The organism is Cryptosporangium sp. NPDC048952 (genome assembly GCF_043197895.1).
Taxonomy (GTDB): domain Bacteria; phylum Actinomycetota; class Actinomycetes; order Mycobacteriales; family Cryptosporangiaceae; genus Cryptosporangium.
On the sequence record NZ_JBICTY010000003.1, the window covers coordinates 461,013 to 476,288 of the forward strand.

At 71.8% G+C, this 15,276-nt stretch carries 10 protein-coding genes; 6 read left to right on the top strand and 4 right to left on the bottom strand.

The window, feature by feature from the left end:
- The first annotated feature begins 40 nt into the window (after nucleotides 1–40).
- Nucleotides 41–2,719, top strand: a complete 2,679-nt coding sequence (gene polA, locus ACGFY5_RS18200) for a DNA polymerase I (protein ID WP_392721175.1) — start codon at nucleotides 41–43, stop codon at nucleotides 2,717–2,719.
- A 36-nt stretch (nucleotides 2,720–2,755) separates the two neighbouring features.
- Here polA and ACGFY5_RS18205 read toward each other — a convergent pair whose 3' ends face one another.
- Nucleotides 2,756–3,256 (bottom strand): general stress protein, encoded by a 501-nt coding sequence (locus ACGFY5_RS18205; protein ID WP_392721176.1) that lies wholly within the window; start codon nucleotides 3,254–3,256, stop codon nucleotides 2,756–2,758.
- 293 nt (nucleotides 3,257–3,549) lie between these two features.
- Here ACGFY5_RS18205 and ACGFY5_RS18210 point away from each other — a divergent pair, with 293 nt between their 5' ends.
- Complete coding sequence (locus ACGFY5_RS18210; protein WP_392721178.1) at nucleotides 3,550–3,909, top strand: hypothetical protein; 360 nt, start codon at nucleotides 3,550–3,552, stop codon at nucleotides 3,907–3,909.
- A 51-nt stretch (nucleotides 3,910–3,960) separates the two neighbouring features.
- Nucleotides 3,961–4,641 carry a hypothetical protein gene (locus ACGFY5_RS18215; RefSeq protein ID WP_392721180.1) on the top strand — a complete coding sequence of 227 codons (681 nt, stop codon included), beginning with the start codon at nucleotides 3,961–3,963 and terminating at the stop codon, nucleotides 4,639–4,641.
- A gap of 35 nt (nucleotides 4,642–4,676) precedes the next feature.
- Here the strand turns inward: ACGFY5_RS18215 and ACGFY5_RS18220 are convergent, their stop codons facing one another.
- Both ACGFY5_RS18220 and ACGFY5_RS18225 read right to left on the bottom strand, forming a co-directional pair.
- Complete coding sequence (locus ACGFY5_RS18220; RefSeq protein ID WP_392721182.1) at nucleotides 4,677–5,918, bottom strand: oligosaccharide flippase family protein; 1,242 nt, start codon at nucleotides 5,916–5,918, stop codon at nucleotides 4,677–4,679.
- 1,127 nt (nucleotides 5,919–7,045) lie between these two features.
- Complete coding sequence (locus tag ACGFY5_RS18225) at nucleotides 7,046–7,552, bottom strand: pentapeptide repeat-containing protein (protein ID WP_392722515.1); 507 nt, start codon at nucleotides 7,550–7,552, stop codon at nucleotides 7,046–7,048.
- A gap of 855 nt (nucleotides 7,553–8,407) precedes the next feature.
- On the opposite strand from ACGFY5_RS18225, the gene ACGFY5_RS18230 reads away from it, so the two are divergent.
- Complete coding sequence (locus tag ACGFY5_RS18230; RefSeq protein WP_392721184.1) at nucleotides 8,408–8,557, top strand: DUF2613 family protein; 150 nt, start codon at nucleotides 8,408–8,410, stop codon at nucleotides 8,555–8,557.
- A gap of 379 nt (nucleotides 8,558–8,936) precedes the next feature.
- Here the strand turns inward: ACGFY5_RS18230 and ACGFY5_RS18235 are convergent, their stop codons facing one another.
- Nucleotides 8,937–10,055 carry a glycosyltransferase family 4 protein gene (locus tag ACGFY5_RS18235; protein WP_392721185.1) on the bottom strand — a complete coding sequence of 373 codons (1,119 nt, stop codon included), beginning with the start codon at nucleotides 10,053–10,055 and terminating at the stop codon, nucleotides 8,937–8,939.
- Between the two features lie 160 nt (nucleotides 10,056–10,215).
- Here ACGFY5_RS18235 and ACGFY5_RS18240 point away from each other — a divergent pair, with 160 nt between their 5' ends.
- The gene (locus ACGFY5_RS18240) at nucleotides 10,216–10,920 is read left to right on the top strand and encodes a class I SAM-dependent methyltransferase (protein ID WP_392722517.1); all 705 of its coding nucleotides are present in this window, start codon (nucleotides 10,216–10,218) and stop codon (nucleotides 10,918–10,920) included.
- A complete protein-coding gene (locus ACGFY5_RS18245; protein ID WP_392721188.1) occupies nucleotides 10,917–15,260 on the top strand; it encodes an alpha-(1->3)-arabinofuranosyltransferase in 4,344 nt (1,447 codons plus the stop codon). The genes ACGFY5_RS18240 and ACGFY5_RS18245 overlap by 4 nt, the downstream gene beginning before the upstream one ends.
- Nucleotides 15,261–15,276 lie beyond the last annotated feature (16 nt).

The window sequence follows — 15,276 nt, forward strand, 5'->3', positions numbered from 1 at the left end:
AGGCGCGAGTTTTGTCGGTGGTCTTGACTAGGCTCGGGGTGTGAGCCAGACCGCCTCCCGACTGCTCCTGCTCGACGGCCACTCGTTGGCGTACCGGGCGTTCTTCGCGCTGCCGGTGGAGAACTTCTCCACGACCACCGGCCAGCCGACGAACGCCGTGTACGGCTTCACGTCGATGCTGATCAACGTGCTGCGCGACGAGAAGCCGACGCACCTCGGCGTGGCGTTCGACGTGTCGCGCACGTCGTTCCGCACCGAGGCGTACGCGGAGTACAAAGCCGGCCGCTCGGAGACACCGTCGGACTTCAAGGGCCAGGTCAGCCTGATCCAGGAGATCCTGGATGCGCTGCAGATCCCGTTCCTGACCCTCGAAGGCTACGAAGCCGACGACATCCTGGCGACGCTGGCCACCGAGGCCAACGCCGCCGGCGCCGAGGTGCTGATCTGCAGCGGTGACCGGGATGCGTTCCAGCTGGTCAACGACAAGACGACGGTGCTGTACCCGCGCAAGGGCGTCTCCGACCTGGCCCGGATCGATCCGGCGGAGGTCGTCACCCGCTACGGCGTGCCGCCGACGCTCTATCGCCACCTGGCCGCGCTCGTCGGCGAGACCAGCGACAACCTGCCCGGCGTGCCCAAGGTCGGCCCGAAGACGGCCGCGAAGTGGCTCACCCAGTACGGCTCGCTGGAGGGCCTGGTGGAGCACGTCGACGAGGTCAAGGGCATGGCGGGGGAGAACCTGCGCACCCACCTCGGCGACGTCCTGCGCAACTACCAGATCAACGCGCTGCTGACCGACCTCGAGCTGCCGCTGCACCTGGCCGACCTGGAGCGTCGCGCCTGGGACCGGGAGAAGGTCCACCAGGTCTTCGACACGCTGCAGTTCCGCGTCCTGCGAGACCGGCTTTACGCCACGCTCGAGTCCGCCGAGCCGGAGGCCGATTCGACCATCGAGGTCACCGGTGAGCTGCTCGGCGCCGACGCGGTCGCGCCGTGGCTCGCCGCGCACGCCCCGGCCGGCGTCCGCACCGGGGTGGCGTTCGACGGCAAGTGGGGGCGCGGCACCGGCGAGCTGACGGCGATCGGAGTGGCCGGCGCCGACGGAGCCGGGGCATGGTTCGATCCGTCGCAGCTCACCGCCGCCGACGACCAGGCGGTCGCGGCGTGGCTCGCCGACGAGACGCGGCCCAAGGCCGTCCACGACCTGAAGGGCCCGCTGCTGGCGCTGACCGCCCGCGGCTGGAGCATCGAGGGCGTCACCGCCGACACCGCGCTGATCGCCTACCTGGTCAAGCCCGACAACCGCACGTACGACCTGACCGACCTCGCGCTCCGGTACCTGCGCCGCGAGCTCCGAGCCGAGGGGCCCGGCGACGGCCAGCTCTCGCTCGACGGGCTCGACGAGGATGCCGCGAAGAACCACCTGATGGAGCGGGCGCAGGCCACCGCCGAGCTCGCCGAGGCGCTGGTCGCCGAACTCGACCAGCGGGGCGGCACCGCGCTGCTCACCGGCGTCGAGCTGCCGCTCGTGCACGTGCTGGCAGACATGGAGCGCATCGGCATCGCGGCCGACACCGCGCACCTGGCCGATCTGGAGTCGCACTTCGCCGCCGAGGTGAAAGCCGCCCAGCAGGCCGCTTACGGCGTGATCGGGCGCGAGTTCAACCTGGGCTCGCCCAAGCAGCTGCAGGGGATCCTGTTCGACGAGCTCGGGCTGCCGAAGACCAAGCGCATCAAGACCGGGTACACCACCGACGCCGACTCGCTGCAGTGGCTCTACGCGCAGACCGAGCACCCGCTGCTCGAGCACCTGCTGCGCCACCGGGACGTCGCGAAGCTCAAGACCACTGTCGACGGTCTGCTCAAGACGGTCGCCGACGACGGCCGCATCCACACCACGTACAACCAGACGATCGCGGCGACCGGGCGGCTCTCGTCCACCGACCCGAACCTGCAGAACATTCCGGTGCGCACCGAGGAGGGGCGGACGATCCGGAAGGCGTTCGTCGTGGGTGAGGGGTACGAGACCCTGCTCACGGCCGACTACAGCCAGATCGAGATGCGCATCATGTCGCATCTGTCGGCCGACCCGACGTTGATCGAGGCGTTCACGTCCGGGCACGACTTCCACGCGGCGACCGCGGCCAGCGTGTTCGACGTGGAGCCCACCGCGGTCAGCGGTGAGCAGCGCAGCAAGATCAAGGCGATGAACTACGGCCTCGCGTACGGATTGTCGGCGTACGGGCTCTCGCAGCAGCTCGGTATCACCACCGAGGAAGCGCGGGCGTTGATGACCGACTACTTCGAGCAGTTCGGGGGCGTGCGGGACTACCTCGCCGAGGTGGTGGCGCGGGCTCGGGGCGAGGGCTACACCGAGACGATGATGGGGCGGCGTCGGTACCTGCCCGATCTCAACAGCGACAACCGGCAGCGGCGGGAGATGGCGGAGCGGATGGCGCTGAACGCGCCGATCCAGGGGTCGGCTGCCGACATCATCAAGGTGGCGATGCTCGCTGTCGACAAGCGTCTTCGCGAGGAGGGGCTGCGGTCGCGTCTGCTGCTGCAGGTGCACGACGAGCTCGTGTTCGAGACCGCGCCCGGCGAGCGCGGTGCGCTCGAGGCCCTCGTCCGCGACGCCATGGGCGCCGCCTACCCCCTGAACCTCCCCCTCGACGTGTCCGTCGGTTCCGGCCGAACCTGGGACGACGCCGCTCACTGACCGCCGAATGCGATCAATGAGCAGCGTCAGATGTTCTCAGCGGGCCGTCATGCCCTCGAGGACGCGCTGGGCGTCGCCGAGGTGGGCGCTGGAAACGAGGACGTCGTAGCGGCCGGCGGCTAGGGAGCTGCGGGAGGCGAAGTCGCGCTGGCCGCCGGTGAGGGAGTGGGCGACGAGGCCGAAGATCGCGCCCCAGACGGCTCCGATCACGATCGCGGTGATGATCAGCGCGATCCAGGACCCGAAGCTGTCGTCGCTGAAAAGCCCCAGCAGCAGGCCGAAGAAGAGCCCGAACCAGGCGCCGGAACCGGCACCGGCCGCGGCGGCCTTGCCGAACGACATCCGGCCGATCACCTGCTCCACGAGGCGCAGGTCCGATCCGATGATCGTGGTGTGCTCGACCGGGAACTTCTGGTCGGAGAGGTAGTCCACCGCACGCTGGGCGGACAGGTAGTCGCCGTAGCTGGCGAGCAGCGTCCGGTCGACGTCGTTCGCGCTGACGGGCGAACCGGCGGACGGTCCGACGGGGATGGTCATCGTTTTCTCCCGGACAGATCCCGCGGCACGGTGAGCACCGCGCCTCACCAGCCCAGTACCCCGCGTCACCGCCCCGAACCCTGTGTCCCGCGCGACACTCACCGCCATGTCCTTACTCGCGCGCAAACAACCCCGCTAGCCGACGCGCGGCGCTCCCGTGGTGCGCACGGGGCACGCACCACGCGGGGTGCGCGCGAGGACGCGGCGCGCTCGGGGCGGCGCGCTCGCGCGGCGGGGCGGCGCGCTCGCGCGGCGGGCGGCGGGGCGCGACCGCGCGGAGGAGCGCCGTCGCGATGGGCGGTGCTCACTTCGCGGTGGTGATTGCGTTGCGAGGTGTGGCGTCGGTGTGGAGGCAGGTGGGCCGCCGTCCTTTCGCGGCTGCGAGCACGGACGCCCCCGTCGCCGGCGACGGGGGCTCAGCGAACGAGCTGCTCGAGGCCGGCTACGCTCTCGCCGGCTCGACGCGGCCCCGCAACGGCAACGCGCTCCGCGAGGGCGTCGAGGCGGACGAGAACCTCTACCGCTTCGTCCGGGACACGGTAGGCGCACCCGAGCGCACCTACGTCTGGGGCGAATCGCTGGGCGGCGTCGTCGCCGAGCTGCTCACCGAGCGAGAGGACTGGGTCGACGGTGCGCTCCAGTGCGCTGGGTAACCAGGTGTCAAAATCCCGGGAGCACGACGACGCGACCGTCGAATCGCGGTCATGGCCTACGCGACGATCGCTCGGTACGACCTGGAGCTACGGGTCCTGGGAAACCCGTCGTCGAACACCGGGGCGCGCTACGACCAGCGCATCTCCGTCAAAGAAAAGCAGGAGATGGACTTCATCGACCCGGGCGGGCTGCCGGGCCACCTCGCGGAACTGGCGCGCGCACCCCGGGCCGCTGCGGACTCCGCCGCACGCAAGCGGGCCGATCTGCTCGGCGACCCGACCGGCGCACTGCGGGTACCGACGCTCACCATGCATCCGGGTTACGACGGGACCGCGATCGTGCAGAACGAGACCGTGTTCGCGAACCGCACGCTGAGGTCGACCGGTCGCACCGGGGACCTGATGCAGATCTCCACGACGCCGCTGGCGAGATACCCCGGTTCGGGCGCCCCGTACGGCGCCGGGCACTGCAACTTCACGACCGACGAGCGGGTCGGCGCGATGACGAATCTCAACCGCTTGGTGCGTACCGGCGCACGCCCGTCCCTCGCCGACGTGGCGATCCTGATGCGCGGCACCGGCAAGTCCTCCGGCTTCGACCCGCTCTTCGTCCCCGGCCACTGGCCCGCCGAACGCGAACTCGACTCGTTCCCGGCCCTACGCGACTTTTCGGCCCTACGACGACTTTCCGGCCCTACGACCGGCCCTCGTAGGCCCCGAAACCCGTCGTAGGCCCGACAACTCGTCGCAGGCCTGCTGCGGGCTCGTCAGCCTGCGGTCGCGCCGGCGGCTGGTACCGGCACGCGGGGGGTCGTGCCCTGGCGCGAGCGGGTGAGCAGTAGGGCGACCACCACGCTCAACGAGGCGGTCACGAGGGCGACGGTTGCGGTGTGGGTCAGGGAGTACGGACGCCACGCGAGCACCCCCAGCGTCTCCACCAGCGCGGCCGCCCAGAGCGGCGCCGCCACCCAGCGGGAACCGGCCGCGATCCGGGCGGTGAGGAACAGGTTCACCAGGGCCCACCCGGCACCGGCCGCCGCGAACAGCCACGCTTCGTCGGCGAGTCCCGCGTAGTCGCCCTTACCGGCCACCCGAACGGCCAGGTCACCGGCGAACACCGTCGCCAGCACACCGATCAGGCCGGTCGTCCCGACCACGAGCGCGCCGACGAGCAACGCCCGCCGCTGCCCCTGCGCGAGCCGGGGAAGCGCCACGACCGCCACGACCTGCGGCGCCCAGTACGCCGCATTGGACAGGATCGCGCCCACCGCGTACTCACCGCTGACCCCCGCGGGCAGCACCGCCCGAGCCAGCAGCAGGTCCGCGTTGACCAGCGCGAGCATCGCCAGCATCGCGCTGCACGCCCCGAGCACCTCGACGATGCGCGGCGCGCCCGCCGCGGTCGACCGGCGCACCGGCCGGGACAGCGCGTACGCGGCCATCAGCGCGAACGCACCCCCGACCGCGACCCCGAGCAGCGTCCAGAACGCACTCCGGCCGACCAGCAGGCCGATCAGACCGCCACCCGAGCGCCCCACCGCGGCCACCGCGGTGACGACGGCGAGTCGGCCGAACCGCTCGGAGCCCTGCAGGAGCCCCATGTGGATGCCGATCGCGTTGAGCGGCCCCACTGCGGCTGCGAGCGCCACCGCCGGCCACAGGCTCGGCAGGTGCAGCACGGCCGCGAGCAGCGGCGACGCGAGCAGCAGAAGCGCCGAAGACGCCAGCGACAGCCGGACGCCGATCGTGACCAGGCGCTCCGGGTCGCTGTCGCCCTTCGCGGTGCGGACCGCGGCGACCGTCTGCGTGCCGACCTGCAGCACGGACGAGACCGTGAGCAGCGCGATCAACGCACCGAGCGCGCCGTTCTCGTCGGTGTCGAGGAGCCAGTTGCCGCCGAGCCGGAGGCCGTACGCGAGGACGTTCGCCGCCATCGCGGCGACCGCGACCAGCGTCGCTCCGGCGGCGAAACGTGCCGCGGTGACGCCGGTCGGCTGCGGCTCGGACATGGGCCTCCTCGTCCTCGATACGGTGAGGGGGCCCAGCCTAGCTACTGACGAGTAAGTTTGGAGGCGGAACGCGCGTGCCTCGTCGCTCCCGCGCGGCCAAGCACGGGCTCGCCGCCGTTCTCGCGCTTCTCGTGCTCGCGCCGGTGCTGCGTCCGGGGTACGTGTTGAGCTACGACATGGTGGCCACGCCGCGGGTGCCGTTCACCGCGGCGACGCTCGGGTGGGGGGACGGGTTGCCGCGGGCGGTGCCGCAGGATGCGGTGCTGGCCGTGCTCACGAGTGTCGTGCCCGGGTGGCTCGTGCAGGTGGTCGCGCTGGTCGCGGTCGTGTGGTTGGCGGTGGTCGGGGCCGCGCGGCTCGTGCCCAGTGAGCGCGTTGTCGTGCGGCTCGTCGCCGGTGCGGCGTACGGGTGGAATGCGTTCGTCGCCGAGCGCCTCCTGATCGGACACTGGGGCCTCCTCCTCGCCTACGCCGCCCTCCCGTGGATAGTCCGCGCCGCCCTACGCGCCCGCCTCGGCCGCGCGGCGGTACGCGCCCACGGCCGCGCGGCCCGGTTCGCGGCTGCGGCGCCGTTGCTAGGGTGGTGCGCGCTCGCGGCGCTCACGCCTACCGGCGGTGTGATCGCCGCCGTCACCGCGTCCGCGGTGCTCCTCTGGCCCTCACCACGCGATGCCGACGTCCGGCAGGAGCCGTCGCCCGCCGCGCCACCGTCCGCCGCGCCACCGTCCGCCGCGCCACCGTCCGCCGGGCCACCGTCGGCCGGGCCGTCGTCCGCCGGGCCACCGTCGGCCGGGCCGTGGTCCGCCGGGCCACCGTCGGCCGGGCCGTCGTCCGCCGTGCGCGGGTCGGAGCGGGCGGTGGGTGTGAAGCTGTGGCCGCGCATCGTGGTGGTGCTGGCGGTGGTTGCGTTGAACGCGCCGTGGGTGGCCGCGGGAGCCGTGGCGCGGGTGAGTGCGGTCTCCGACCCGGACGGGGTCGGAGCGTTCGCCGCCCGCGCCGAGAACTGGTCCGGCACGCTCGGCGCCGTCCTCGGCCTCGGCGGAATCTGGAACGCCGAGGTGGTCCCCACCAGCCGCACCCTAGCCACCGCCCCCCTCTTCACCCTCCTCGTCCTCGCCATCGCATCCCTAGGCCTCCGCCCCTTCCTCCGAGCCCACCCCGCCGCCGCGCCTCCGCCGCCGGCCGCGCCTCCGCCGCCGGCCGCGCCTCCGCCGCCGGCCGCGCCTCCGCCGCCGGCCGCGGAGGCGCGGCCGGCCGCGTCGGAGGCTGCCGCGCTTTCGCCGCCGGTCGCGTCGGAGGCTGCCGCGCTTTCGCCGCCGGTCGCGTCGGAGGCTGCCGCGCTTTCGCCGCCGGTCGCGTCGGAAGCCGCCGCGCCTCCGCCGGTGGCCGCGTCGGAGGGTGGCGCAACGGAGGGTGGCGCGTCGGAGGGTGGCGCGTCGGAGGGTGGCGCGTCGGAGGGTGGCGCGTCGGAGGGTGGCGCGTCGGAGGGTGGCGTGGCGGCGGATCGCGCTGGGCGGGCCGCAGGGGTCGGGGGGTTCGGGGCGCTGGTCGCGGTCGCGGGCGGGGCGCTGGTGGTGGCCATCACCGGGACCGTGCCGGGGGGTGACTGGGTGCTGGGGGAGGTGGTGGCTCATGTGCCAGGGGGCGGGCTGCTGCGCGACGGGCAGAAGTTCGTGGCGCCGTTCGCCCTCCTGCTCGCGCTCACCTTCGCGCTCGGCGTCGAGCGCATCACCGACGCGCTCCGAACCCGCGGCGCCCGAACCGCCGCCACGGCCGCCGCAGTCGCGGCTCTGGTGTTCCCGATCGTCGCACTCCCGGACCTCGCCTGGGGCGGCGCCGGCCGCCTCACGTCCGTGCTCTACCCCGACGACTGGGAGTGGGTGGCGGAGAAGATCGCCGCCGACCCGCACGGCGAACTCGCCGTGCTCCCCTTCGAGACCTTCCGCGCCTTCGACTGGAACGACAACCGCACCGCGCTCGACCCGGCTCCGCGCTACTTCCCGGTGGACGTCGTCACCGAGGACGCCCTGGTCGTCTCCGGCACCACGGTGAGCGGCGAAAGCCCTCGCGCACTTGCTGTGCGCGAAGCCCTGGCCGACGGACGGTCGCTCAGCAGCGTCGGCATCCGCTGGATCCTGGTCGAGCGCGACACCCCCGGACCCGTGCCGGCCACCGCCCTCGCGGGCTACCACGAGTTCTGGAAGGGCCGGAGCCTCGCCCTCTACCGCGCCGGCTCAGCCGGGGCCCCGCCGAGAGGACCTGAAACGGTACGGGTGGTAACGGTTGTGTTCGGATACGCCGTTCCCGTTGGCATTCTGCTCGGCGCCTTGGCATCATGGGCGCTCACCCGGTCGCGACTGCGCGTCGAACGATCTGAGTAACACCGCAGATCAGTTTTCCGATATCGCACAAGGGTATTCACTTCAAGACTTCCCTTACCAAGCTACTGCTTGGTAACGTCATCCCCGCTTCGTATGGAGGGAGCCCCCATGAGCTCGTTTCTCTCGATCATCGTCGCCGCCGTCATCGGCGTCGTACTGGCGGTGGCGACCACTGTCGGGATCGTGAGCGTCACCAAGCAGTCGCCTGAGAACACCCCGGCGGTGAGCAAGCCGCTGGTTCAGTACGGGCACCGCTGAGTTCACCGAGGTCCCGCTGCCGTTCGGGGGCGGCGGCTGACCAGCGGATCAGTAGTCAGAGGCCGGTGTGGCCGCAGTCGGAACAACTGCGGCCACACCGGCCTCCGTCTGTCGCGCCCCTGTCCGGGTCGCACCTCGGGGCGCCCTCTGTCGGTGAACACCCATTTGCCGGTTTACCGCGCCGCGCAGAATAGTCGTGCCGCGTTTTTGCGCGTCACATGACAACGTTGCGCGACCGATGACGAACGAATTTGATTAGTCATTCCTGGCGGCACCCGAAATGCTTGATGTGTCCACTGGACAACGCCGCGTAATCGAAATGGACAGGCTCTGGTACCGCGCGGTCCCACTTCGACCGCGCGGTACGGAGCAGCCGGTTTCAGCCCGTGACGTCGTCCACCAGGGCCGCAAATCGCTTGCCGGTCTCGTCCCAGGTGAAACGGCCCGCATGGGCTCGCGCCGCTTCGCCCATCGCGCTGCGTAACGCGTCGTCCGCGATCAGGTGGGCGCAGTGCCGGAGGAACTCCTCCTCGTCGTCGGCCAGCAAACCGGTCTCCCCGTCGACGACCGACTCCGCGACACCACCGGCGGTGCGGAATGCCACAGCGGGCGTGCCGTGGGCGGCGGCCTCGATGACCGACAGCCCCCACCCTTCCTTCAGTGACGGCACGAGCATGGCCCACGCCGAAGCGAGCAACCGCTGCTTCTCGTCCTCGTCGACGAAGCCGGCGAACCGCACCCGGTCGCTGACGCCGAGCCGCGAAGCCTCCTCGCGCAGCGGGTCGAGCCACCAGCCCTGCCCGGCGACCACCAGCTGGATGTCCGGGTGTGTCTCCGCCAGGCGCTGCACCACCCGTAACGCCACCTCGACCCGCTTGTGCGGAACCAGCCGCCCGAGCACCAGCAGTGTCGGTGCGGCGGACCGGGCCCGCGCAGCAACAACCGGCGGTGGCGTGCCGTTGTGGATAATCGTGATCCGCTCGGCGTCGACGCCGAGTCCGGTCAGCTCGTCGCGCGTCGACTCCGACACCGCCACGTACCGGCAGCCCCGGTGGACGCGGGGGGACAGCCAGGACTCGACCCACCAGCCGAAGCGGGCGGCGACCGGCCCCAGCACGACCCGCCACTGCTCGCGGTGCACGTGGTGGACGAGCAGGACCACCGGCGTGCGCGCGTAGAGCCGCGACAGGAACGGCAGTCCGTTCTGGACGTCGATCACGACGCCGGGACGCCCCAGCCGACCGCGCACGTACTCCCAGGCAGCACGGGCGTACACCGTGTGACGGCCGCCGCGGCGCACGATGCGCACGCCGTCGGTCGTGGTCTCCTCGGGCGCCCCGTGCGCGTGGGCCGCGCACACGATCGTGACCGGATGGCCCCTTCGGGCCAGCGCCGCGGCGACCTGCTCCGCGTACAACTCGGAGCCACCGCCCTCGGGATTACGTAAATCCCGCCAGTTCAAGATGAGTACGGCGGGTAGAGCGGCGGTTTCCACCACGCATCTCCCTACCAATCAGTAACCTTGCCGCGACACCGTACGACACTTGGCCCGTCCGGAGGGACGAATCGCGTTGATCGACGTTTCAGGGAGCTCGACCGGCATCGCCGCCGACGGGCGCCGTCTGGTCGTGCCGCCGCCCGGAACGCTCCGCCGCTCGATCGCGCTGTTCCGCGCGTTCCGGGTGGAGCAGACCGACCCCGACCTCTTCTACGGGATGCTCGCGGCCGACTCGGCGCGGCAGGTCGCCGGCTACACGGACCTGGCCGGGAAGACGGTGTTGGACGTCGGCGGTGGGCCCGGGTACTTCGCGGACGCGTTCCGCAAGGCCGGGGCGAGCTACGTGGGAATCGACGCCGACCTGGGAGAACTCGCGGCGCGCACCGAGCCGGGACCGGGCACTGTGCTCGGCAGCGGCATGGCGCTGCCCATCCGCGACGGGGCCGTCGACGTCTGTTACTCGTCCAATGTGCTCGAGCACGTCGATCGTCCCGAATTGATGGCCGACGAGATGGTGCGGGTCACCAAGCCGGGCGGGACGGTGTTCCTGTCCTACATGCTCTGGTGGGGCCCCCACGGCGGCCACGAGACCTCCCCGTGGCATTACCTGGGTGGCAACTACGCCGCGAGGCGTTACGCCCGAAAACAGGGTCATCAGCCCAAGAACGTCTTCGGTGAGAGCCTCTTCCGAATTACCGCGGGCGAGATGATCCGGTGGGCCAACCGGGGCCGGAAAGCGCGTAAGTTCGACGTCCTCGACGTCGTTCCGCGCTACCACCCCAACGGCGCCAAGTGGGTGGTCCGCGTGCCGGGAGTCCGGGAGCTCGTGACGTGGAACCTCGTTCTCGTGCTGAGGGTTCGGTGACCGCCACCGCGGTCACCGGTCCTGACGACACGTCCGACGAGCATTCCGTGGATCGCCCGGGGCCGGGGCGCACCACGACGACATCGCCGACCGTCCGCCGCGTGCGGCTGATCGGCGTCGCCCTAGCTCTTGTTGTTCTTGCTTTTCTCCAGAAGCCCGGCGAGATCGCCGCCGACACGAAGCTCGACCTCGTCGTCGACCCGCTCGCGTTCCTCGGTCGGGCGATCGGGCTGTGGGATCCGACCGGCTACGCCGGTCAGCTGCAGAACCAGGCGTACGGCTACCTGTTCCCCATGGGGTCGTTCTTCGCGCTCGGCGACGTGCTCCACATCGACGCCTGGATGGTGCAGCGGCTCTGGTTCGCCGCGCTGCTGGTCGGCGCGTGGGGCGGCACGTACCGCCTGCTCAACGCGATGCGCATCGGGACACCCACGGTCCGCGTGATCGCCGCGCTCACCTACGCGCTGGCGCCGCGGATGCTCACCGAGCTGGGCGGCATCTCGGCGGAGGTGATCCCGTTCGCTGTCGCGCCGTGGGTGCTCACGCCGCTGGTGCTCGGCGCCCGCCGCGGATCGCCGCGCCGGGCGGCCGCGGCCTCCGGCGTCGCGTTCCTATTCGCCGGCGGGGTGAACGCGGCCGCCGCGCTCGCGATCCTGCCGTTACCGGCCTGGTGGCTGCTGACCCGCGAAAAAGGCAAGCGCAAGAACCAGCTGATCCGCTGGTGGGTGCTCGCGATCGGGCTGGCGTCGCTCTGGTGGGTGGTGCCGCTGCTCGTGCTCGGCCGCTACAGCCCACCATTCTTGGATTGGATCGAGTCGAGCTCGTTCACGACGTCGGCCACCAGCCTGATCGAGGCTTGGCGTGGAACGACGCAATGGGTGGCGCGCATCGCGGGACCGGACGGCCCGGAATGGACCGCCGGCTGGGTGCTGCTCACCGCGCCGGCTGCGATCATCGCCACGGTGCTGGTGGCGGCCGTCGGGCTGGTCGGCGCCGTGCAGCGCAGCAATCCGCACCGGCTGTTCCTCGGCGGGGGCCTGGTCATCGGCCTCGCGCTGATCACGTTCGGCCACACCGGTCCGCTGACGCCGCCGTGGGCCGGTTCCGCCCAGGACCTGCTGGACGGCCCGCTCAGCCCGTTCCGCAACATCCACAAGTTCGACCCGGTGATCCGGCTGATGCTCTCCATCGGCCTCGCGCACCTGCTGGCCGCGATCCGGCCGCTGCGCGGCATCCAGCTGCGGGACCTGCCGGTGGCGGCGCTGGTCCGGATCGCCGTCGCGGCAATGCTGCTGGTCAGCGCCGTCCCCGCGTTCAGCGGCGACCTGGTCAACCGGTCCCGGCCCACCGAGTACCCGACGTACTGGGCCGACACCGCGGACTGGCTCGCCGACAACGCGGGGGAGAGCCGCGGGCTGGTCGTCCCCGGTGCGCCGTTCGGTCTGTACTACTGGGGCCGCACCAACGACGACGTCCTGCAGCCGCTGGCGAAGAGCGGCTGGCTGGTGCGTGACGGCGTGCCGCTGAGCTCCGCGGGCAACATCCGCCTGCTCGACGCGTTCGACCAGCTGCTCGCCGACGGGCAACCGTCCGCGGGGCTGGCCACCGCGCTCGCCGGCGCGGGCATCGGGTACGTCGTCGTGCGCAACGATCTGGACTGGCGCCGCGGGCGCGCCACCCGGCCGGAGCTCGTGCACGAGGCGCTCGACGGATCACCGGGGCTGGAGCGGGTGAAGACGTTCGGGCCGGAGCTGACGGTGGCCGGTGACCTCGTCGACCGCAAGCTCTACGACCCGAAGGTGGCCGCGTACCGCGCGGTCGAGATCTACAAGGTCACCGGCGTCCCGGCGACGGTCCGCAGCGTGCCGCTGGAGAACGTCCTGCGGATGGCCGGTGGTCCGGAGGCGACGCTCTCGCTCGCCGAACAGGGTCTGCAGGTCGGTCGGCCGTCGGTGCTCGCCGGCGACGACCGGCTGCTCGGCCCCGGGGTGGGCACGCCGGTCGTCACCGACACGCTCCGGCGGCGCGAGGTCAACTTCGGCGAGGTCAGACACAACGTCTCGGCGACGATGACCAAGGACGAGCCCTTTCTCGCCCCCCGTTCTGCGCACGATTACCTCAACAGCGACGACCCGTCGCTGCTCACCGTCGCCCGCTACACCGGCGTCTCGGGGTTCCGGGCCTCGTCGTCCGGGTCCGACGTCGACGCGGCGGTGTCCCACGACGCCGCCCACGCGCCCTGGTTCGCCGTCGACGGCGACCCGCGCAGCAGCTGGGCGACCGGTTCGCCGGGTGCCCTTGGTCAGTGGCTCGAACTGCACTTCGATACCGACGTCGATCTGACGTCGATAAAAGTGCAGTTCGACGCGGGCTTGAAGCTGGGGCCGTTGCCCACCCGACTCGAGGTCACCACCGACCGGGGAACACGGTCGGTGGACGTCCGGCCGAACGGCGATCCGCAGGAGATCAGCGTGCCGGCGGGGCAGACGCGGACGCTTCGGCTGACCGTGCGGGACGTGGACGGGGACGCTGCCAAGGCCGGTGGCTTCGCGATCTCCGAGATCACGGTGCCGGGCGTCCGGCCGACCCGGACGCTCGTCACCCCGAAGGTGACCGGCACGAACCCGGCGATCGTCGTGTTCCGCGCGGCGACCAGCGGGCACGGGGACTGTCTCACGTACGACGGGCGGCCGGTCTGCCTGCCGGGGCTGTCCACCCCGGCGGAGGAGCCGACCGGCATCGACCGGACGTTCACGCTCCCGGCGAAGGCCTCGTACGCGGTCACGATCGCCGGGCTGCCGACGTCCGGCGACGCACTGGACGCGCTGCTCGCACCCGAAAAGGACGACGCGGCGATCGCGACCAGCGACGACACCGGCTACAACGATCCGAGGACCCGGCCTCAAGCCGTGTTCGACGACGACCCGGACACGGTCTGGATCGCAGCTCCCGGTGTCCAGGCGCCCAAGCTCACCGTCACGCTTCCGGAGCGACGCAGGATCACCGGGCTGACGCTGCGGCTGGACGGCACCGCGACCGCCGCGCCGCCGCGGACGATCCAGGTGACCAGTGACAACGGACAGACCCAGTTCGGCACGGTCGTGCCGAACGGCGTCACCGGATCGGTGCGGTTCGCCAAGCCGCTGACCGGTCGTGCGTTCGACGTCACGGTGATCGAGACGGCACCGGTCGCGACGACGAACGCCGCCAACGGTTTCCAGGAGCTGCTGCCGCCGGGTATCGCCGAGCTCCGGCTCGTCGGGGCCGAGGACACGGTGGAGCCGGTTCCCGCCGACACCGTCGTCGACCTGCCCTGTGGCAAGGGACCGACGCTGCGGATCGACGGACGCACCGTCCAGACGAAGGTCGTCGGTCCCGCGACCAGCACGCGGGCCGCCAGTGTCGTCAACGAGCAGGGGCAGCTCGAGGGTGCGGCGACGCAGCGGCCGCTGACCGTCGGCGACCTGCTGGAGGAGCGGCCGGTCAAGATCGAGCCGTGCGTGGAGGGCGATCGGCCGGGAGCCGACCTCGAGCTGAGCGAGGGGGAGCACCGGCTGCAGCTGGTCGGTACCGACAACCTGCGCCCGGTGTCGGTGATGATGGCGCCGCTCGGTGCCACCGGGATCCGCTCGGCGCAGCGCACGGCCGACGTCCGCGACTGGGGGTCGACCTCGCGGAGCGTCGACCTCGGGCCGTCCAACCGGCCGAGTGTGCTGGTCGTGCCGGAGAACTTCAACGAGGGCTGGGTGGCGTCGCTCGCCGGGGAGGACCTGGTGCCGATCCGGGTCGACGGGTGGGAGCAGGCGTGGATCGTTCCTGCCGGTGACGGTGGCACCGTCGAGCTGAGCTACCGGCCGAAGTGGATCTACTGGGGTGGATTGCTGGTCGGGCTGCTGGCGGTGATCGCGCTGATCGCGCTCGCCCGCTGGGGGCGCCCGCTCGGTCGGACGACGCCGGCCACCGCGGAGGCTGGGTCCCCCGAGGCGTTGGCGCCGGTCGGGGCGGGACGTACGCCGCTCACCCGGCGGCTGCCGTTGCTGCTGCCCGCGGTGATCGGTGGGGTGCCGGGGCTGATCGGCACGATCGTCCTGTGGGTGGTCGTGCGGAAGCTGCGCTGGGGGAATTCGCTCGTGCGGTGGCTGCCGTTGGTCGGGGGCGCCGCGCTGGTGGCCGCCGGGATCGCCAGCGCGTGCCGGCCGTTCGCCGGGGAGCACGAGCCGTGGGCCGACACCTGGCCGGTGCAGGCGTTGTGCCTGGCGGCTGTCGTCGTCGTGGCGGTTGTCGCAGTTCACCCGACGTCGGCCGAGGACGCCCCGGAGCTGACCGAGGAGGACAGCTAGCCCGGCGGCCGCCGGG